Below are 18,191 nucleotides of genomic sequence, written 5' to 3'. Positions count from 1 at the left end.
GAATGGGTTTATCACCAACGCCTTTCAGGTAGTCATTGACCATTTTTGTTCGCTTCTCATCCTCTCTACGCCTGCGGTTTGCATCTACTGGGCCAGCAGTTCGATCGCCCTCTCCCGATCGTTACTGCTGATCCCCATCTTTCCGAGAAAGGCGCTGTAACCCAAAGCAGCCCGTTCCTGCGTCATGCCCATCGCAGCCATGATGTCCGTTCCGGTTAATGAGTCTGACGCCGTAGCGCGCGGAGAGTCGCTAATCATTGTCGATTTGGCGAAGTGATATTTGAGAGTGTTTTCAAGATTCATGCGGTCTCCAGCTCGGTGATGGTGAGTTCTAATTTCCCGCCCTTAATGACAGGCATTTTCACAACGCGATAATCCACAACCTGGCAGTCATCCAGCCAGAATCCCGCCTTGGTTAAAGCGTCGAATGCAGCTTTTTGCAGGTTATCCAAATCACGGCGCCGGCGGTCGGGCAAGTGACATTCAATTAGGATTTTGAGTGGTGCAGCCGTCCGGATATTAAGCCGGGCGCTTCGAATGACAGTGGCCACCTCATAGCGATACGCGACGCCATCAGCGCTAATATGCGTGCGCCCGCGGTTGTGCCTGTAATACCGGTTGTTGCTCGGCGGCCAGGGCAAAGTGATTTGATATGTCTTCACGTTCACTCCCACATCCGGTTTCGCCAGCGGCTGTCCGGGCGCGCTGGTGTATTTGAGGTCGGCAAGAATGCACTGACAGTCCATGTCACGTAATCCGGGTTAAGGCTACGCTCAACACGGACGCCGCGCGCTTTGTAACGCTTAACCAGTTCGTCGGCCTGTTCGGTGCTGCAATCAGTGTGGTGGAACCAGGTATATTTCATGTCCATCACCCCGCAAAGCCAAGCAGCTGCGCGGCGACATTTTCTGCCTCATCACGACTGCGGAATGAACAGGAAAGGATCCAGCGCCAGAGAACATCGAGCGCAGCTTTATAGAGTTGCAGGAACTCGAGTTCGTCCATGTTGGCGAATGAGATGCTACGAGGATGCTTTTTGAGTGTTCCGTCTGGCAGCTGAATGGAATCAAAGTGCCCTGCCTCAACGATCACCCATGAGCGGTAACGGCATGAAAGGAAATACGGGCACTCCACGCTCTGTTACAGGTGAAGCCGGTGCGAAGCTTTCCGGTAAATTCAGTCTTGGTTCAACTGAATTCAAACCTTACCTGACAGCTGCGGTGCTCCAGGAGTTTGCTAACTCCAATGAGGTCACGATCAATGAGCGCAATCGCTTTGACAACAACGTCAAAGGCACATCAGGCAAGTACGGTCTGGGCGCATCAGTCAACGTTAGTAAAGACGTAACCTTGTACGGTGAGGCTAATTATCGTCAGGGCAGCCAAATTGAAACACCGATTCAGGGTGTGGCAGGTATCCGTATTGGATTCTGATGTTACCAGAGGGGGCCTTAGGGCCCCTTTTCACATTGTTCTGAGATGTTCAGGTTTTTTTATGCCTCACATGATTTTGACGAAAGATGTATTTTTGAATAAAGCGCTGTCTGTCATCCTTCAGCAAGCGTCCCCCAGCAGAAAGGTTTGCATCGTAGATATTGAATCATTCAGAAGCCTGGGTACTATTTACAACCTTCTGAAAAGGAAGAAACTGACGGAAAAACATCAGGTGATGTTCATCGGTGGAAAGGACGTCAGCTCAAGGGTCCTGGAACCACTTGTGACGATCTACAGGAAATCATGCTTTGTAGAGTTTCGAAAACAACTCACTAGCGGACGGATGCATTCTCCTGAGTATGCGTTGAACCACATATCGCGGTGCAGGAGCCTCAGTATGCTGTCAGCCCAGGAAAAAAAGACCCTTTTCGCCCTGCTTGATACTGATGATACTTACGCTGCAGCGAGAAAAATTTACTTGTCACCCAAAACTATCTATACCTACACCAATAATATCGGGCACAAACTTAACCTCAATTCGATTCTTCAAGTCAGGCAATTTATTTATGCTGAATTTGAATTAGGGAAAGAATAAATACCACTTCCAAGCCGCTTTAAAATTTGCTTTGTATCGTTCGTGCATCGACTTAAGCAACTCCGCTGGTGTCGGCCCCTTCGGCGATACTGGCGGAACCAACGCGCGGCGTATATACGGTATCGCCTACTTTTCTCTCATACATGTAGCAACATCGAAATATTTTTTATCAAAATTGCTCACGCTTTCATCCCCTTCCCCCTTGCTAGGTTAATTCTGTCAACGCATTCCCTCAACGCTTTGACTTGCTCAGGGGTGAGTTCAGATTCATCAATTGTGGCCAGAAGCGCGTTGAGGGAGCGCTCAATATCGTTTTTAGTCAACCGTAAACAGATAACCTTAACCCAACGTGGCGAGAACTTGCTGAGGCCGATTGCTCTTGTGATAAGTAGTTTCATGAGATGCCTCTTAACCGCCAGTGATGGCGATTTGATACTCGGTTATAACACACGTGGAGAAGACTTATGTGATTATTTCGCCTTGGAAGTTTTTAAGGATCGTTTAACCTGAGGGCAATCAGGCTTTCAACAAACATCAATATTAGTTTACCGGCATGACACACGAGCGCTACGTCATAAGCCGAGACCGGCTAAATCACTTGAAGGTAGCTTTTACGGTCATACACAGGCTGAGACGTCAGCTTTTTGCCAAAAGCTGACCTTATATTTAACTAAGAAACGAACGTTATATTTTGTCCTGGTTGACGCGGGATGAAAGCTCCTTATGACTCTCCTTTCGTTCGCTGTAACGATCTGCAAGGTATCCGGTTTGCCCCTTGAGCAGCAGCGTGATTTTAAACAACTCTTCGGACACATCGACGATACGATCATACCAAGACGAGGGTTTCATTCGCCCATTCTCATCGAATTCCTGCCAGGCTTTAGCCACTGAGGACTGGTTGGGTATCGTGAACATCCGCATCCAACGCCCAAGAATACGCATCTGGTTCACGGCGTTGAAGGACTGCGAGCCGCCGCAGACCTGCATGACCGCCAGTGTTTTTCCTTGGGAAGGACGAATGGACCCTTCGCTTAAAGGGATCCAGTCAATTTGTGCTTTCATCACCGCACTCATTGCCCCATGCCGCTCCGGAGAACTCCACACCATTCCGTCACACCACCGGACTAGTTCACGTAACTCGGTGACTTTAGGATGCGTATCCGGGGCATCATCCGGAAGAGGCAAACCTGATGGATTAAAAAGCTTTATCTCTGCCCCCATCGCCGTCAGCAGGCGACCTGCTTCTTCTGCTGCAAAACGACTGTAAGAGCGCTCTCTTACTGAGCCATACAAAAGCAGAATGCGTGGCGGCTCCTGGACCTGGGACTGCAGGCGTTCAGTAATCTGCTGATCGAAGTAATCAGCGCTCAGTGCAGGAAAGAGTTCCATTTTTTCTACTCCGGTAAGTTTTGGTGATTTCAAAATTAACACATATGATTTAACATATGTATATTCTAAAGGGAACGGAGTAAAAAATGCTACAGCCTCTTCAGCTTTTTAAAATCCTGTCAGATGAGACCCGCCTCGCCATTGTCATGCTTCTCAAGGACTCGGGGGAACTGTGCGTATGCGATATCTGCGCGGCTACCACTGAATCTCAGCCTAAAATATCTCGCCATATGGCCATCCTTCGTGAAGCTGAACTGGTGCTAGACCGTCGGGAAGGCAAATGGGTTCACTATCGCCTGTCCCCTCACATGCCAGCATGGGCCAGCGAGGTGATAACGACGTCATGGCATTGCTTACGCGATGATGTGCGCGAATGGCTAGAAAAATCCGCAAGCACTTCATGCTGACAAACTTATTCACATATACTTAGACATATATTAAGAGGTCTGAAATGTTTCTGGCAGGGAGTATTTTTATACTGACACTGGTCCTAGTCATCTGGCAGCCCAAAGGACTCAGCATTGGCTGGAGCGCAAGTATTGGAGCAATACTGGCGCTGGTAACGGGAGTCATCCACTTTGATGATATCCCCGTAGTCTGGAATATCGTCTGGAATGCAACCGCGGCATTCATTGCGGTGATCATCATTAGCCTTCTGCTCGATGAGTCCGGTTTCTTTGAATGGGCCGCACTTCATGTTTCCCGGTGGGGTAACGGACGTGGTCGTCTGTTATTTACCTGGATAGTTTTACTTGGTGCTGCTGTTGCTGCACTGTTTGCTAACGATGGTGCAGCACTGATACTCACTCCGATTGTGATTGCGATGCTCCTCGCTTTGGGATTCAGCCAGGGGACGACGCTGGCCTTTGTCATGGCAGCTGGATTCATAGCGGATACTGCCAGCCTGCCGCTGATTGTCTCAAACCTGGTGAATATTGTTTCGGCGGATTTTTTTGACCTGGGCTTCACGAAGTACGCCTCTGTAATGGTTCCTGTTAACCTGGCCGCTATTACAGCCACACTGGTCATGTTGCATCTCTTCTTCCGCAAGGATATTCCGGCGACGTATGACGTTTCACTGCTCAAGACGCCTGCCAATGCGATAAAGGATCCTGCAACCTTCAGGGCGGGCTGGGTTGTATTGTTATTGCTGCTTGTCGGTTTCTTTGTTCTTGAACCACTGGGGATCCCTGTCAGTGCAATAGCGGCGGCTGGCGCAGCAGTGCTGTTTGTGGTGGCGAAAAGAGGCCATGCCATCAACACCAGGAAAGTTGTACGCAGTGCGCCATGGCAGATCGTTATTTTCTCGCTGGGCATGTACCTCGTGGTCTATGGCCTGCGAAATGCAGGGCTAACGGAGTTCCTGTCTGCCGTGCTGAATCTACTGGCAGACAAGGGCTTATGGGCAGCGACGTTTGGCACTGGCTTCCTGACGGCATTTCTCTCATCGGTGATGAACAATATGCCTACAGTGCTTATTGGTGCGCTGTCGATTGACGGGAGTACAGCAACCGGCATCGTTAAAGAGGCTATGGTTTATGCCAATGTGATTGGCTGCGATTTAGGCCCGAAAATCACCCCGATTGGCAGTTTGGCGACTTTGCTATGGCTGCATGTGCTTGCCCAGAAAAATATGACGATCACTTGGGGATATTACTTCCGTACCGGCATTGTTATGACTGTACCCGTGCTGTTTGTCACTCTGGCCGCGCTGGCGTGGCGGCTCTCTGTCACTTTGTAATGAGATACTGATATGAGCAACATAACCATTTACCACAACCCGGCCTGCGGCACCTCACGCAACACGCTGGAGATGATCCGAAACAGCGGTAACGAACCAACGATAATTTATTATCTCGATACGCCTCCTACCCATGATGAGCTTATTAAACTTATTTCAGATATGGGGATTTCAGTGCGCGCCTTGCTGCGTAAAAACGTTGAATCTTATTTAAGCCTGGGTCTTGATGAAGAGAAATTTAGTGATGAGCAGTTGATTGATTTCATGCTTCAACATCCGATCCTGATTAATCGGCCGATAGTAGTTACGCCGCTTGGCACTCGTCTTTGCCGTCCTTCAGAAATAGTGCTGGATATTCTTCCTGAAAGTCAGAAAGGAGCGTTTACAAAAGAGGATGGCGAGAAGGTCATTGACGAGACGGGGAAGCGGATTAAGTAATCTGTCCACATTCAAAATGTTGGACGCCTATTTACGCTATGCAGGCGTCCATTTTTCGCTCATAACAGACCATTTGCTCCCTATGCCCTCCCATCGGCTTTCATCCGCTCATATTTGGCTTTCAAAAGCTCTGCCGGTGTCGGCCCCTTCGAAGTAACTGGAGCCGCTAACGCCCTACGAACAGGAGGGATCGGCTTCCCGGCCAGCACCCGCTTTTCCCACATATCCAGAATGTCGCTGGCTTCTCGCTCGAGCTCTTTATGGCTCAACTGACCATCGGTTCCGCGGCGCCGCAGCTCGAGGCAGATGTGGTAATAAACCGGCTTAGGCCACGGATAATGCTCACTGCTCGGGTAACGATACACAAGCTTGCGCCACTTCCAGTATTCAGCCATCACGTCTGCGGCGGTGATCCCTAGCACGCAGCGCCCTTCCCTGCACCACTTGATGAACTGGCCTGGCGAAGGCAGGAATGGACGCTCCTGACGGCGTACCATGCGCATACCGGCCTCAACCTGCTCCAGAGTGGTGATCCCGTTTTCTTTGAATGCCAGCACCCACTGGCGGCGGATTTCGTCAACGTCGTCTTGACTTCGATTACTCCGGTTACTGAGTAAATTGGCAGGACACGATCTGCAGGAACCACGCCCTTATATCTATTTCGCCAATGACTGATTGTCATTGCACTTACGGTCAGGAGTTTGGCTAGAAGGTGTTCATTTTAAGAGAATCCCATTGGATGGAAGCAGCTCCGAAGAGCGAGGACTTGTCTGGTACAACATCCCAAACATTAACAGGTTTGTGAAGGAGGCATAATGGCTGCAATGCCAACGGGTGTTGAGATCCACAACAATAAGATACGAATAAGTTTCAAGTTTCAGGGCGTTAGATGTCGAGAAACATTGAAAGGATGGATCGTGAATGCTTCGAATCTCAAAAAAGCCGGGAATCTAAGGGCCAAAATTGTAAGCGAGATTCAGCTGGGCACTTTTGACTACCGGGCCGTGTTTCCGGAGTCAAAGGTAGCAGCAAAGTTTTATGCATCTAAAAATATTACGACGTTCGCCGAACTTGCATCAACCTGGTATGAAAACCATAAAATCGATCTCTCCCCCAATGCCACAAGAAGCTATGGGATAGCTGTAAGAACGTTAACAAAACTAATCGGCCCTGAAACGCTGGTTGCATCCATCACCAACAGCGACATTCTGGGCTGGAGAAAAGAATTACTGACTGGCGAGACTAACTATGCTCCCGAAAAGAGGAGAAATAAAACCGGCCGCGCCGTTAGAACAGTAGATTATTATCTGGCCATCCTGCGACAAATCCTCGACTATGCGGTTAAAAATAAAGTCATTTCATATCAACCATATGTCGGGATAAAAAGGCTTCGCAAAGGGCAAACAAAACCAGATCCGCTTCTTAGACATGAGTTTGAGCAGTTGAAAGAGACGGCTCCGGCTCAGCAGAAAAACATGTGGCAATTTTTCGCTTATACCGGCGTTCGGCCCGGGGAGCTTTGCGCTCTTGCCTGGGAGGATATCGATCTTAATTCTGGTGAAGCTAACATTGCGCGCAATCTAACTCAGGAAGGCTTATTTGGACCACCCAAAACCGAAGCTGGATACCGGACGATAAAGTTACTGGAGCCGGCTCTGGAAGCTTTGCGAGCTCAAAAGGAACTTACCGGGAGTGCCCCTAAGGTACCAATCATTTTTCACCACCGGGAGTTCGGTAAAACGGAAACGCAGAAACTGCACTTTGTGTTTATGCCTCGACCTCAGAAAGGCAAGCAAGCTGCGTACTATTCAGTCAGCTCAATTGTGTCACTATGGGATATTACAGTAAGACGATCGGGAATTCGCCGCAGACGCCCCTATCAGCTGCGTCATACATACGCATGCTGGATGTTGTCGGCAGGTGCTAATCCTGCTTTTATAGCGAATCAGATGGGTCATGAGAATGCAGAGATGGTCTTCCATGTATACTCTGCGTGGATAAATGCTCTCGATAGCGATCAGGTATCATTTTTGAATCAGCGCTTTGGCGGATATGCAAATGCCCCTATAGTGCCCCTGAAGGTAAAAACAAAGTAGTTAATTATTTGATTTCCCGGTGATATTTAATGAAAAAGCTGTTTGTGCAGTTTTATCTTTTGCTGTTTGTCTGCTTCCTGGTCATGACCATGCTGGTCGGGCTGGTCTATAAATTCACCGCCGAACGTGCAGGCAGGCAGTCGCTGGACGACCTGATGAAAAGCTCGCTTTATCTGATGCGCAGCGAGCTGAGAGAGATCCCGCCGCACGACTGGGCGAAAACCCTGAAAGAACTGGATCTCAATCTGTCATTCGATTTACGCATTGAGCCGTTAAAAAATTTTGAGCTGGACCCACCCGCCATGCAGCGTCTGCGCGACGGGGACATCGTCGCGCTGGATGAGAAATACACCTTTATCCAGCGTATCCCGCGCAGCCATTACGTGCTGGCCGTCGGCCCGGTTCCCTATCTCTATTATCTGCACCAAATGCGCCTGCTGGACATGGCGCTGATGGCCTTTATCGCCATCTCGCTCGCGTTTCCGGTTTTTATCTGGATGCGCCCGCACTGGCAGGACATGCTGAAGCTGGAATCCGCCGCGCAGCGTTTTGGCGAGGGGCATTTTACCGAACGCATTCACTTCGACAGTGGTTCCAGCTTTGAACGTCTGGGCGTGGCCTTTAACCAGATGGCCGATAACATCAATGCCCTGATCGCCAGTAAGAAGCAGCTGATCGACGGAATTGCGCACGAGCTGCGCACGCCGCTGGTGCGCCTGCGCTATCGTCTGGAGATGAGCGAAAATCTGACGGAAGCGGAGTCTCAGGCGCTTAACCGCGACATTGGCCAGCTTGAGGCGCTGATTGAGGAACTGCTGACCTACGCGCGCCTCGATCGCCCGCAAAACGAGCTGAACCTCAGTACGCCGGATCTGCCCGCATGGCTGCAAACCCATATTGACGATGTCCAAAGCGTGAACCCGCAGCGTACGCTGTTGACGCGCGTCACGCCGGGTGACTACGGCGCACTCGATATGCGCCTGATGGAACGCGTGCTGGATAACCTGATGAACAACGCCATGCGCTACAGCGAAAGTACGCTACAGATTGGGCTGGATTTGCAGGGCAGTCAGGCAAGCCTGACGGTGGAGGATGACGGGCCGGGGATAGCCCCGGAAGCGCGAGAAACCGTGTTTGAACCGTTTGTCCGCCTCGACCCCAGCCGCGATCGCGCCACTGGCGGATGTGGCCTGGGGCTGGCGATTGTCTACTCTATCGCGCAGGCAATGGGCGGCACGGTGCATTGCGAGGAGAGCGAGCTTGGCGGCGCGCGCTTCTGCTTTAGCTGGCCGGTATATCATAACATCGCCCTTCCCGTTCCTGTCTGACCTAAACCGCACGCTGGCCTGACCCGGCGTGCTGTGCTATATGATAAGTATGTTGTAACTAATGAGAGTGTTTATGGCGACTTACGATCTTCTCGAACGGCTGAACAGCACGTTTCGGGAAATAGAACACGAGCTACTGACCCTGACCGAACGTTTGCAGACCTGCCGTCTGCTGGCCGCACGCGTCTTTACCCTGCCCGAGGTAGCTAAAGGGGCAGAACACGACCCGCTGGACACCATCGAGGTTGAACAGCACATCGGCAGCGCCGCTCTTGAGCTGGCGCTGAAACACTATCGTCGCCTGTTTATCCAGCAGCAGTCTGAAAACCGCAGCAGTAAGGCGGCCGTGCGTCTGCCCGGCGTGATCTGCCTGCAAACCGATGCGACAACGCGCGACGCGCTGGAAGGCCAGATTACCCATATCAACACCCTGAAAGCGGCATTTGAAAAGATCGTTACCGAAGAGTCCGGCCTCGCCACTGCCGCCCGGTTTGAATGGGTGCACCGTCAGCTTCCTGGGTTAATTACCCTGAATGCCTATCGCACGCTGACGGTACTGCGTCACCCCGCCACGCTGCGCTTCGGCTGGGCGAATAAGCACATCATTAAAAACTTCACCCGGGATGAAATTCTGGCGCAGCTGGAAAAAAGCCTGAAGACGCCGCGCACCGTCGCGCCGTGGTCGCGTGAGCAGTGGATTGAGCGCCTGGAACAGGAGTACCACAGCATCGCCTCGCTACCGGCGGATACGCGCCTCAAAATTAAGCGCCCGGTGAAGGTGCAGCCTATCGCCCGCGTCTGGTATTCCGGTCAGCAAAAACAGGTGCAGTATGCCTGTCCGACGCCGCTGATTGCGCTCTTTGATGCCGACCAGGGGGCCATCGTGCCGGATATTGGTGAGCTTTTGAATTACGATGCGGACAATGTCCAGCACCGTTACAGACCTCAGGCGCAGCCGCTGCAGCTGATTATTCCGCGGCTGCACCTGTATGTGGCGGGTTGATTATTTCAGGCTACCGACCATCGCTTCCGGGCGAACCCAGGCGTCGAACTCCGCCTCCGTCAGATAGCCCAGCGCCAGGGCGGAGGCTTTCAGCGTCAGTCCCTCTTTATGCGCTTTTTTAGCGATCTCGGCGGCCTTGTCGTAGCCGATATGGGTATTCAGCGCCGTCACCAGCATCAGGGATTCATTAAGCAACTGGCTGATACGCTCGCGATTCGGCTCAATCCCTACCGCACAGTGCTCGTTAAAGCTCTCCATCCCGTCCGCCAGCAGACGAATCGATTGCAGAACGTTGTGGATCACCATCGGGCGATAGACGTTCAGCTCGAAGTTGCCGGACGCGCCGCCCAGGTTGACGGCCACGTCGTTGCCCAGTACCTGACAGCAGAGCATAGTCATGGCTTCACACTGGGTCGGGTTGACTTTACCCGGCATGATGGAGCTGCCCGGCTCATTTTCCGGAATGCTGATTTCACCAATGCCGCAGCGCGGCCCCGAGGCCAGCCAGCGCACGTCGTTGGCGATTTTCATTAATGATGCCGCCAGCCCTTTCAGCGCGCCGTGGGTGTGGACCAGCGCGTCGCAGGTCGCCAGCGCTTCGAACTTGTTGGGCGCCGTGACGAACGGCTGCCCGGTGATGTTTGCCAGCTCTTTCGCCACGCGCACCGCGTATTCTGGATGGGTGTTTAACCCGGTCCCGACCGCCGTCCCGCCGAGCGCCAGCTCCGCCAGGTGCGGCAGGCTGTACTCAATATGCTTCAGGTTATGTTCCAGCATCGCCACCCAGCCGGAAATCTCCTGGCCGAGCGTCAGCGGCGTGGCGTCCTGCAGGTGCGTACGGCCAATTTTAACGATCTCGCGGAAGGCCTGCGCTTTCTCATTGAGCGTGGATTTCAGAACGTTGAGCTGCGGAATAAGCTGCTCGCGGATAGCAATCACCGCCGCCACGTGCATCGCCGTCGGGAAGACGTCGTTGGAACTCTGGCTTTTGTTGACGTCATCGTTTGGATGAACCTTACGCTCCATGCCGCGCACGCCGCCCAGCAGTTCGCTTGCCCGGTTCGCCAGCACTTCGTTCATGTTCATGTTGCTTTGGGTGCCGGAACCGGTCTGCCAGATGGCGAGGGGGAATTCGTCGGGATGCTTGCCCGCCAGCACTTCGTCGGCGGCATTGATGATGGCGGTCGCTTTGTCTGCCGTCAGCAGGCCTAAATCCTGGTTCACTTTCGCAGCTGCACGTTTGGTGAGCGCCAGCGCCTGAATCAGCGAGACGGGCATTTTTTCAGTCGAGATACGGAAATGCTCCAGCGAACGCTGGGTTTGCGCGCCCCATAGCTTGTCGGCCGGGACGTCGATGGCGCCCATCGAATCTTTCTCATGGCGTACCGTGGTCATTACTTTCTCCTTGATAACAAAAGAGGGATTGCTCACATGCTTAAGGGATAAGTATTGATGACTTCTGAGAAACGTTATGGCGCTTTGTGCGCTCTTTTTGGTGTCGGGTGGCGGCTGCGCCTTACCCGACCTACGAGAATGCAGGCCGGGTAAGCGTCAGCGCCACCCGGCAATTTATAGAATTACTTCACACACGCCGAACACTGGGACGACTGGATCTGCTTGAAGAAGTCGTTGCCTTTGTCATCCACGAGGATAAACGCCGGGAAATCTTCCACTTCAATTTTCCAGATCGCTTCCATACCCAGTTCCGGGTATTCCACGCACTCCAGGCTCTTGATGCTGCCCTGTGCCAGCACCGCTGCCGGGCCGCCGATACTGCCGAGGTAGAAGCCGCCGTGCTTGTGGCAGGCGTCCGTCACCTGCTGGCTGCGGTTACCTTTCGCCAGCATGATCATGCTGCCGCCGTTGGCCTGCAGCTGGTCAACGTACGAGTCCATACGTCCTGCCGTGGTTGGGCCTAACGAGCCAGAGGCGTAGCCTTCAGGCGTTTTCGCCGGGCCAGCGTAGTAGATTGGGTGATCTTTAATGTACTGCGGCAGCCCTTCGCCATTGTCCAGACGCTCTTTCAGCTTCGCGTGCGCGATGTCGCGCCCCACGATAATCGTGCCGTTCAGGGAGAGACGGGTCGAGACCGGATACTGCGAAAGCTGCGCCAGAATCTCTTTCATCGGACGGTTCAGGTCAACGCGAACCGCTTCACCCTCACCTGCTTTACGCAGCTCTTCCGGAATGTATTTGCCCGGGTTGTTTTCCAGTTTTTCGATCCACACGCCTTCGCGGTTGATCTTGGCCTTGATGTTGCGATCCGCAGAACAGGAGACGCCCATCCCGACCGGACAGGAGGCACCGTGACGCGGCAGACGGATCACGCGCACGTCGTGGGCAAAGTATTTTCCGCCAAACTGCGCGCCGAGACCCAGGTTACGCGCCTCTTCCAGCAGTTCCTGCTCAAGCTGTACGTCGCGGAACGCCTGGCCGTGCTCGTTACCTTCGGTAGGCAGGCCGTCATAGTATTTGGTTGAGGCCAGCTTGACGGTTTTCAGCGTGCTTTCAGCCGAGGTACCGCCAATCACAAATGCGATATGGTACGGCGGGCACGCCGCGGTGCCGAGGGTGCGCATCTTCTCAACCAGGTAGTTCTTCAGCTTGCCCGGGGTGAGCAGCGCTTTGGTTTCCTGGTAGAGATAGGTTTTGTTGGCTGAACCGCCGCCTTTGGCGATACAGAGGAATTTGTACTCATCACCGTCGACGCTGTAGAGGTCAATCTGTGCTGGCAGGTTGGTGCCGGTGTTGACCTCTTTGTACATGTCCAACGCGGCGTTTTGCGAATAGCGCAGGTTGTCTTCGGTGTAGGTGTTATAAACGCCGTGCGCCAGCGCCGCTTCGTCACCGCCGCCGGTCCAGACGCGCTGGCCTTTTTTACCGACGATGATCGCCGTGCCGGTGTCCTGACAGGTTGGCAGAATGCCTTTCGCCGCGATATCGGAGTTACGAAGGAACTGCAGGGCAACGTATTTATCGTTTTCGCTGGCCTGCGGGTCGCTCAGGATATCGGCCACCTGCTGCTGGTGCGCAGGACGGAGCATAAACGAGGCGTCGTGGAAAGCGTGCTGCGCCAGCAGCGTCAGCGCCTGCGGATCGACTTTGAGGATCTCTTGTCCTTCAAACTCAGAAACGGAGACATGATCGCGGGTTAACAGGTAATACTCGGTCTGATCCTTACTGAGGGGGAAAGGATCCTGATAATGGAAGGGTTTATTCGACATTGGTCTCTCACTTACTGCTTCGGTCTGTTTATTCAGGGCAGATGTTCCGCTGCCCGGCTTAAAAGCGAGTCAGCTTATCCTACACAATTTTTTAACAAAAACTGAGACTAGTACGACTTTTTACATCCACAGGTTACTTCCATGAGGTTTATTGCTTTAATACCCGGAGTTAATTCCACAATTGAATCAGGGCTTGATAATGCAAAAACTCATTAACTCAGTGCAAAACTACGCCTGGGGAAGTAAAACTGCGTTAACGGATCTCTACGGTATCGCGAACCCGAACAACCTGCCGATGGCAGAACTGTGGATGGGCGCGCACCCGAAGAGCAGCTCAAAAATTGAAGACGCCAGCGGCCAGGTACGCAGCCTGCGCGACGTGATTGATGCCGATAAAGCCGCGCTGCTGGGTGACAAGGTCGCTCGCCGCTTCGGCGAACTGCCGTTCCTGTTTAAGGTGCTGTGCGCCGACCAGCCGCTCTCCATTCAGGTTCACCCGAACAAGAAAGCCTCCGAAATCGGCTTTGCGAAAGAGAACGCGGCGGGTATCCCGTTAGACGCCGCCGAGCGTAACTACAAAGATCCTAACCACAAGCCGGAACTGGTGTTCGCGCTGACGCCGTTCCTGGCGATGAACGCCTTCCGCGAGTTTTCGGAGATCATTTCTCTGCTGCAACCGGTCGCGGGTGCCAACAAGGCTATCGCCCACTTCCTCGAAAACCCGAGCGCCGACGCGCTGAGCCAGCTGTTTGCCAGCCTGCTGAATATGCAGGGTGAAGAGAAATCCCACGCGCTGGCGGTGCTGAAAGCCGCCCTGGACAGCCAGCAAGGTGAACCGTGGGAGACTATCCGCCTGATTTCCGAATTCTACCCGGACGACAGCGGCCTGTTCTCCCCTCTGCTGCTGAACGTGGTGAAGCTGAACCCCGGCGAGGCAATGTTCCTGTTCGCGGAAACCCCACACGCCTACCTGCAGGGCGTGGCGCTGGAGGTGATGGCCAACTCCGATAACGTGCTGCGCGCGGGCCTGACGCCGAAATACATCGACATTCCTGAGCTGGTTGCCAACGTGAAGTTTGTGGCGAAACCTGCCGCGGAGCTGCTGACGCAGCCGGTGAAAAACGGCGCAGAGCTGGACTTCCCGATCCCGGTTGAGGATTTTGCCTTCTCCCTGCACGACCTGAGCAGCGCCGAAACGTCGGTGGCTCAGGAGAGTGCGGCGATTCTGTTCTGCGTTGAAGGCGAAGCGACGCTGCACAAAGGCGAAGAGCGTCTGGTGCTTAAGCCCGGTGAGTCAGCATTCGTTGCAGCCAATGAGTCCCCGGTCAGCGTGAGCGGCACCGGTCGCCTGGCGCGCGTTTTCAATAAGCTTTAAGCACTTACTGAATTTTTTAACAACTCTTGCTAAGCTAGTTGCAGGCTTAATATCTCCAGGCGGTTTTTACCGCCTGGTTTCATTTTAGGGATAGTCGCAATGAAAAAATCGGTCGTAGCGGTTGGAGTGATTGTAGCGTTAGGCGTGGTCTGGACGGGTGCCTCCTGGTTTACCGGGAAACAGCTGGAAGGCCGTCTGGCTGAAATGGTGACGCAGGCTAACGGAGAGATTAAGCGCAGCGCGCCGGAAGCAGGTCTGGAACTGAGCTACCAGAACTATCACCGCGGTGTGTTTACCAGCCGTATGCAGCTGGTGGTGAAGCCGGTTGCCGGAGCTGAAAACGGCTGGCTGAAACCGGGCCAGAGCGTGGTGCTGGACGAGGTGGTGAGCCACGGTCCGCTGCCGCTGGCGCAGCTGAAGTCCTTTAACCTGATCCCGTCGATGGCGTCCGTTCATACCGTGCTGGTGAATAACGACGTCACCAAACCGCTGTTTGACCTGGCAAAGAATGAATCGCCTTTCGACATTAATACCCGAATTAGCTATGCCGGTGACACCCGTTCCGATATTGCGCTGAAAGCGCTGAACTACGAGAAAGAGAATGAAAAAGTCGCCTTCAGCGGCGGCCACTTCAAACTCGATGCTGACCGCGACGGAAACGTGTTCTCCCTGACGGGTGAAGCGGAGAGCGGCCTGGTCAATGCCGTGAACGAATATAACCAAAAAGTTCAGCTCACCTTCAGCAACCTGAAAGCCGACGGCAACAGCCGAATGACCGATTTCCAGGAGCGTATTGGCGATCAAAAACTGTCTCTCGATAAAGTCGCCATTGCGGTTGAAGGGAAAGAGATGGCCGTGCTGGAAGGCATGGACGTCAACGGCAAATCCGACGTTTCCAAAGACGGTAAGAGCATCAATACCCAGCTGGATTACACGCTGAAGAGCCTGAAAGTACAGAATCAGGATCTGGGCACCGGCAAACTGTCGCTGAAGATCGGCAATATCGACGGCCAGGCGTGGCACGAGTTTAGCCAGAAATACAGTAAAGAGAGCCAGGCGCTGCTGACCGATACCGCGCTGCAGCAGAACCCGGAAGTGTACCAGCAGCAGGCGATGGCGGTGCTGTTCAACAACCTGCCAATCCTGCTGAAAGGCGAGCCGGTAATAACCGTTGCGCCGCTGAGCTGGAAAAACAGCAAAGGCGAAACCAGCTTCAACCTGTCCCTGTTCCTGAAAGATCCGGCCACTGCAACGGGTGAACCGCAGACGCTGGGGCAGGAAGTGGATCGCAGCGTGAAGTCGCTCGACAGCAAGCTGACCATCCCGATGGATATGGCGACCGAGTTTATGACCCAGATTGCGAAGCTGGAAGGCTACGGCGATGAAGATGCCGGCAAGCTGGCGAACCAGCAGGTGAAAGGTCTGGCGGCAATGGGACAGATGTTCCGCATCACCAAAGTGGAAAACAACATGATTTCCACCAGCCTGCAGTACGCCAACGGCCAGGTCACGCTCAACGGCGACAAAATGCCGTTGGAAGACTTCGTCGGCATGTTCGGTATGCCTGCTCTGGGGATGCCGGAACCGGCTGAACCGGCAGCGCCAGCCGAACCGGCGGCACCGCAGCAGTAAACGTCAAAACCCCTCGCATGAGGGGTTTTTTATTGCCCCCTAACTTTTCCATCCAGCCAGGAAATCCAGCAGAAGCGCATTCACTTTCTCTGGCTGCTCCTCCTGCGGCAGATGGCCGCACTCATCAATACCATACGCCCGCAGGTTTTCCGCCATTTCGGCCCAGACGCTTTTCATATCGAAAAGCTTGCCGACCGCATGAAAATCATTACCCCACAGCGACATTACCGGGCAGGTGATTTTCACCTCAGCGTCTGCCATATCCTGCGCCACATCCTCTGCGTTGGCGCGATAGTCAGCCATCGCGCCGCGCACGGCACCCGGCGCCTGATACGCCCGAACATAGGTGTCAAACGCCTCGCCGCTAATGGTAGACGGATCGTAGGTCCAGTCCGAGAAAAAGTGGTGCAGCCATACGTTTTCTCGACCTGCAATCAGGGCTTCCGGCAGGTCTGGTACAAGATGGAACAGGAAGAACCAGTATGCACGCGCAATCGACGCATTCAGATCGCGCGCCACAATACGGGTTGGTACGTTATCCATCACCACCAGACGATCGATTAACTCGGGATAATCTTTAGCAAAGCGGGTAGCAACCCGAGCTCCACGATCGTGCCCCACCAGCGCCACTTTCTCCAGACCCAGCACTCGCATTAGTTCCCGGACGTCCCGCGCCATGTTTCGTTTATCATAACCGGAGGCCGGTTTATCCGTTTCCCCATACCCGCGTAAATCTGGTGCAATCACACGATAGTGTCGGGACAAAACGGGTATCTGGTAGCGCCAGGCATAGTTTGTTTCTGGAAAACCATGCAGAAGAATAACCGGTGCGCCTTCACCCTCTTCTACGACGAACTGTCGGATACCGTTCGCCGTTACGGTGTAACTTCTCATGTTCGTAACCGCACTTTATTTCAGCAGAGGCACGTTGGCCGCACGTTGATAAGGACCGTAATTTACAGGATTCCAGCTATAGCCCTGCTGCCAGGAGGTGATATGCCCAATACCAGGGAAAGGCAGATGCGCTGCGGCCATCCACTCTCCGTCTTTCGCCAGCGCGTTAAACTCCTGCGCCCGGGATGAGATGGCTTTTTTCGGATCGACATCAAAGCGAATAGACACTTCAGGGTGCGGGAACTGGACGGCAGGAGCATGGATAAGATCCCCAATGAAGTTAATAGCCGTACCCTGAGACGCGAAGCGATAAACGGTACTGCCAGGCGTATGGCCAATGGCATATGTCGTCTGGACCTCCGGGATGGGTGAAGTTGGCGGGACGAAGGTTTTTAGGTGCCCGGTGGCTTTATACGCGGACAGCGCATTCCTGGCGATAGCGAAATACGCCTTCGCATTAGCCGGCGCGCTCGCTTCTTTTGCGGGGTCAAGCCAGTAGTCGGCCTCCCCCTGCGGTACGTAGACGGTGGCATTCGGGAACAGCGCCTTACCGTCTGCATCGCTCAGGCCACACACATGATCAAGATGCAGGTGGGTCAGGAAAACCGTATCGACCTGCTCAGGGCGATACCCTGATGCTTTCATATTGCCGATTAGCTGACCGGCCGTTTCTGACATGCAGTGGCCACCCCCGCTGTCAATCATGACCAGATGTTTACCGGTATTAACCAGAAACGCGTTGAAAGACGTCGGCATGCGTTCGGCATCGATTTTGTGTTGCGCCAACAGGTTGCGAACCTTGTCAGGTGAAAGCCCTTGCAATAGCGTTGGCGAAAGATCGTTATAGCCGTCGAACAGCGCCGTCACCTCGTATTCCCCTACAGCCAGACGATAATAGCCCGGGACCTGCTGTTTCACCTGCGCGGGAGCATCTGCCCACGATGTGCCAGCAAAGAGCAGGCCGCTGAACGCAAGAATCGTTTTCAACTTTTTCATCTTCACTCCAAATTCATGTTTATCAGGATGTGAAGAGACTATGGCAG

The 18,191-nt window shown here is 53.6% G+C and carries 19 protein-coding genes and 3 pseudogenes; 11 read left to right on the top strand and 11 right to left on the bottom strand.

Going from position 1 to position 18,191, the window contains the following annotated elements; genetic code table 11:
* Window positions 1–87: 87 nt before the first annotated feature.
* The 4 genes and pseudogenes from ACMGG5_RS16260 to ACMGG5_RS16245 form a co-directional block, all read right to left on the bottom strand.
* Window positions 88–303, bottom strand: a pseudogene (locus tag ACMGG5_RS16260) (antitermination protein); the annotation flags it as partial.
* Window positions 300–662 carry a crossover junction endodeoxyribonuclease RusA gene (gene rusA / locus ACMGG5_RS16255; RefSeq protein ID WP_420278625.1) on the bottom strand — a complete coding sequence of 121 codons (363 nt, stop codon included), beginning with the start codon at window positions 660–662 and terminating at the stop codon, window positions 300–302. The gene rusA and the pseudogene ACMGG5_RS16260, both read right to left, overlap by 4 nt.
* A 2-nt stretch (window positions 663–664) precedes the next feature.
* Window positions 665–871 (bottom strand): hypothetical protein, encoded by a 207-nt coding sequence (locus tag ACMGG5_RS16250; protein ID WP_420278175.1) that lies wholly within the window; start codon window positions 869–871, stop codon window positions 665–667.
* A pseudogene (locus ACMGG5_RS16245) lies at window positions 871–1,104 on the bottom strand (DUF1367 family protein); the annotation flags it as partial. The gene ACMGG5_RS16250 and the pseudogene ACMGG5_RS16245, both read right to left, overlap by 1 nt.
* Between ACMGG5_RS16245 and ACMGG5_RS16240 the strand changes: the two are divergent.
* Window positions 1,095–1,433 (top strand): autotransporter outer membrane beta-barrel domain-containing protein, encoded by a 339-nt coding sequence (locus tag ACMGG5_RS16240; RefSeq protein WP_420278174.1) that lies wholly within the window; start codon window positions 1,095–1,097, stop codon window positions 1,431–1,433. The pseudogene ACMGG5_RS16245 and the gene ACMGG5_RS16240 sit on opposite strands and share 10 nt — an antisense overlap.
* A gap of 61 nt (window positions 1,434–1,494) precedes the next feature.
* Window positions 1,495–2,028: a hypothetical protein gene (locus ACMGG5_RS16235; protein ID WP_420278173.1), complete on the top strand. Its 534-nt coding sequence runs from the start codon at window positions 1,495–1,497 to the stop codon at window positions 2,026–2,028.
* A 179-nt stretch (window positions 2,029–2,207) separates the two neighbouring features.
* Here the strand turns inward: ACMGG5_RS16235 and ACMGG5_RS16230 are convergent, their stop codons facing one another.
* Window positions 2,208–2,426: a hypothetical protein gene (locus tag ACMGG5_RS16230; protein WP_420278172.1), complete on the bottom strand. Its 219-nt coding sequence runs from the start codon at window positions 2,424–2,426 to the stop codon at window positions 2,208–2,210.
* Window positions 2,427–2,712: 286 nt separating this feature from the next.
* Window positions 2,713–3,417, bottom strand: a complete 705-nt coding sequence (gene arsH / locus ACMGG5_RS16225) for an arsenical resistance protein ArsH (RefSeq protein ID WP_420278171.1) — start codon at window positions 3,415–3,417, stop codon at window positions 2,713–2,715.
* Between the two features lie 86 nt (window positions 3,418–3,503).
* Between arsH and ACMGG5_RS16220 the strand changes: the two genes are divergently transcribed.
* Genes ACMGG5_RS16220 through arsC form a run of 3 tightly spaced genes read left to right on the top strand, consistent with a single transcriptional unit; the run spans window position 3,504 to window position 5,596 of the window.
* Window positions 3,504–3,824 (top strand): transcriptional regulator, encoded by a 321-nt coding sequence (locus tag ACMGG5_RS16220; RefSeq protein ID WP_420278170.1) that lies wholly within the window; start codon window positions 3,504–3,506, stop codon window positions 3,822–3,824.
* A gap of 44 nt (window positions 3,825–3,868) precedes the next feature.
* The gene (locus ACMGG5_RS16215) at window positions 3,869–5,158 is read left to right on the top strand and encodes an arsenic transporter (RefSeq protein ID WP_420278169.1); all 1,290 of its coding nucleotides are present in this window, start codon (window positions 3,869–3,871) and stop codon (window positions 5,156–5,158) included.
* 12 nt (window positions 5,159–5,170) lie between these two features.
* Window positions 5,171–5,596 (top strand): glutaredoxin-dependent arsenate reductase, encoded by a 426-nt coding sequence (arsC, locus tag ACMGG5_RS16210; RefSeq protein WP_420278168.1) that lies wholly within the window; start codon window positions 5,171–5,173, stop codon window positions 5,594–5,596.
* Between the two features lie 80 nt (window positions 5,597–5,676).
* On the opposite strand, the pseudogene ACMGG5_RS16205 reads toward arsC, so the two are convergent.
* Window positions 5,677–6,195 (bottom strand): annotated as a pseudogene (locus ACMGG5_RS16205) (replication protein P); the annotation flags it as partial.
* 76 nt (window positions 6,196–6,271) lie between these two features.
* On the opposite strand from ACMGG5_RS16205, the gene xisR reads away from it, so the two are divergent.
* From xisR to tus, 4 genes are all read left to right on the top strand, one after another.
* The gene (gene xisR, locus ACMGG5_RS16200) at window positions 6,272–6,412 is read left to right on the top strand and encodes an excisionase family protein (protein WP_420278167.1); all 141 of its coding nucleotides are present in this window, start codon (window positions 6,272–6,274) and stop codon (window positions 6,410–6,412) included.
* Window positions 6,412–7,692 carry an Arm DNA-binding domain-containing protein gene (locus tag ACMGG5_RS16195; RefSeq protein WP_420278166.1) on the top strand — a complete coding sequence of 427 codons (1,281 nt, stop codon included), beginning with the start codon at window positions 6,412–6,414 and terminating at the stop codon, window positions 7,690–7,692. The genes xisR and ACMGG5_RS16195 overlap by 1 nt, the downstream gene beginning before the upstream one ends.
* A gap of 29 nt (window positions 7,693–7,721) precedes the next feature.
* Window positions 7,722–9,020 (top strand): two-component system sensor histidine kinase RstB, encoded by a 1,299-nt coding sequence (gene rstB / locus ACMGG5_RS16190; RefSeq protein WP_024909335.1) that lies wholly within the window; start codon window positions 7,722–7,724, stop codon window positions 9,018–9,020.
* A gap of 73 nt (window positions 9,021–9,093) precedes the next feature.
* A complete protein-coding gene (gene tus, locus ACMGG5_RS16185; RefSeq protein ID WP_090417220.1) occupies window positions 9,094–10,023 on the top strand; it encodes a DNA replication terminus site-binding protein in 930 nt (309 codons plus the stop codon).
* Here tus and fumC read toward each other — a convergent pair whose 3' ends face one another.
* Together fumC and fumA are read right to left on the bottom strand one after the other, a co-directional pair.
* Entirely contained in the window at window positions 10,024–11,418 is a 1,395-nt protein-coding gene (gene fumC / locus ACMGG5_RS16180; RefSeq protein WP_090417221.1) for a class II fumarate hydratase, read from the bottom strand.
* A 182-nt stretch (window positions 11,419–11,600) separates the two neighbouring features.
* Complete coding sequence (fumA, locus tag ACMGG5_RS16175; RefSeq protein ID WP_061715401.1) at window positions 11,601–13,247, bottom strand: class I fumarate hydratase FumA; 1,647 nt, start codon at window positions 13,245–13,247, stop codon at window positions 11,601–11,603.
* Window positions 13,248–13,446: 199 nt separating this feature from the next.
* Between fumA and manA the strand changes: the two genes are divergently transcribed.
* Together manA and ACMGG5_RS16165 are read left to right on the top strand one after the other, a co-directional pair.
* A complete protein-coding gene (gene manA / locus ACMGG5_RS16170) occupies window positions 13,447–14,622 on the top strand; it encodes a mannose-6-phosphate isomerase (RefSeq protein WP_420278165.1) in 1,176 nt (391 codons plus the stop codon).
* A gap of 99 nt (window positions 14,623–14,721) precedes the next feature.
* A complete protein-coding gene (locus ACMGG5_RS16165; protein ID WP_420278164.1) occupies window positions 14,722–16,254 on the top strand; it encodes a YdgA family protein in 1,533 nt (510 codons plus the stop codon).
* 39 nt (window positions 16,255–16,293) lie between these two features.
* Here the strand turns inward: ACMGG5_RS16165 and ACMGG5_RS16160 are convergent, their stop codons facing one another.
* A complete protein-coding gene (locus ACMGG5_RS16160; RefSeq protein ID WP_090417227.1) occupies window positions 16,294–17,148 on the bottom strand; it encodes an alpha/beta fold hydrolase in 855 nt (284 codons plus the stop codon).
* Between the two features lie 15 nt (window positions 17,149–17,163).
* Window positions 17,164–18,144 (bottom strand): MBL fold metallo-hydrolase, encoded by a 981-nt coding sequence (locus ACMGG5_RS16155; RefSeq protein WP_248272167.1) that lies wholly within the window; start codon window positions 18,142–18,144, stop codon window positions 17,164–17,166.
* Window positions 18,145–18,191: the final 47 nt, after the last annotated feature.

The sequence above is a fragment of the Enterobacter sp. BNK-34 genome (assembly GCF_048684445.1).
In the GTDB taxonomy this organism is placed as follows: Bacteria; Pseudomonadota; Gammaproteobacteria; order Enterobacterales; family Enterobacteriaceae; genus Enterobacter; species Enterobacter pseudoroggenkampii.
This window is presented reverse-complemented; position numbering and strand designations above follow the sequence as displayed.

What these genes read in the sequence shown, in the direction of transcription:
- arsH (WP_420278171.1), bottom strand. Translation starts at nt 3,417, where the DNA reads ATGGAACTCTTTCCTGCACTGAGCGCTGATTACTTCGATCAGCAGATT.
- ACMGG5_RS16160 (WP_090417227.1), bottom strand. Translation starts at nt 17,148, where the DNA reads ATGAGAAGTTACACCGTAACGGCGAACGGTATCCGACAGTTCGTCGTA.
- ACMGG5_RS16215 (WP_420278169.1), top strand. Translation starts at nt 3,869, where the DNA reads ATGTTTCTGGCAGGGAGTATTTTTATACTGACACTGGTCCTAGTCATC.
- ACMGG5_RS16230 (WP_420278172.1), bottom strand. Translation starts at nt 2,426, where the DNA reads ATGAAACTACTTATCACAAGAGCAATCGGCCTCAGCAAGTTCTCGCCA.
- ACMGG5_RS16195 (WP_420278166.1), top strand. Translation starts at nt 6,412, where the DNA reads ATGGCTGCAATGCCAACGGGTGTTGAGATCCACAACAATAAGATACGA.
- ACMGG5_RS16220 (WP_420278170.1), top strand. Translation starts at nt 3,504, where the DNA reads ATGCTACAGCCTCTTCAGCTTTTTAAAATCCTGTCAGATGAGACCCGC.
- ACMGG5_RS16250 (WP_420278175.1), bottom strand. Translation starts at nt 871, where the DNA reads ATGGACATGAAATATACCTGGTTCCACCACACTGATTGCAGCACCGAA.
- arsC (WP_420278168.1), top strand. Translation starts at nt 5,171, where the DNA reads ATGAGCAACATAACCATTTACCACAACCCGGCCTGCGGCACCTCACGC.
- ACMGG5_RS16235 (WP_420278173.1), top strand. Translation starts at nt 1,495, where the DNA reads ATGCCTCACATGATTTTGACGAAAGATGTATTTTTGAATAAAGCGCTG.
- ACMGG5_RS16155 (WP_248272167.1), bottom strand. Translation starts at nt 18,144, where the DNA reads ATGAAAAAGTTGAAAACGATTCTTGCGTTCAGCGGCCTGCTCTTTGCT.
- rstB (WP_024909335.1), top strand. Translation starts at nt 7,722, where the DNA reads ATGAAAAAGCTGTTTGTGCAGTTTTATCTTTTGCTGTTTGTCTGCTTC.
- fumA (WP_061715401.1), bottom strand. Translation starts at nt 13,247, where the DNA reads ATGTCGAATAAACCCTTCCATTATCAGGATCCTTTCCCCCTCAGTAAG.
- manA (WP_420278165.1), top strand. Translation starts at nt 13,447, where the DNA reads ATGCAAAAACTCATTAACTCAGTGCAAAACTACGCCTGGGGAAGTAAA.
- ACMGG5_RS16240 (WP_420278174.1), top strand. Translation starts at nt 1,095, where the DNA reads ATGAGCGGTAACGGCATGAAAGGAAATACGGGCACTCCACGCTCTGTT.
- ACMGG5_RS16165 (WP_420278164.1), top strand. Translation starts at nt 14,722, where the DNA reads ATGAAAAAATCGGTCGTAGCGGTTGGAGTGATTGTAGCGTTAGGCGTG.
- tus (WP_090417220.1), top strand. Translation starts at nt 9,094, where the DNA reads ATGGCGACTTACGATCTTCTCGAACGGCTGAACAGCACGTTTCGGGAA.
- fumC (WP_090417221.1), bottom strand. Translation starts at nt 11,418, where the DNA reads ATGACCACGGTACGCCATGAGAAAGATTCGATGGGCGCCATCGACGTC.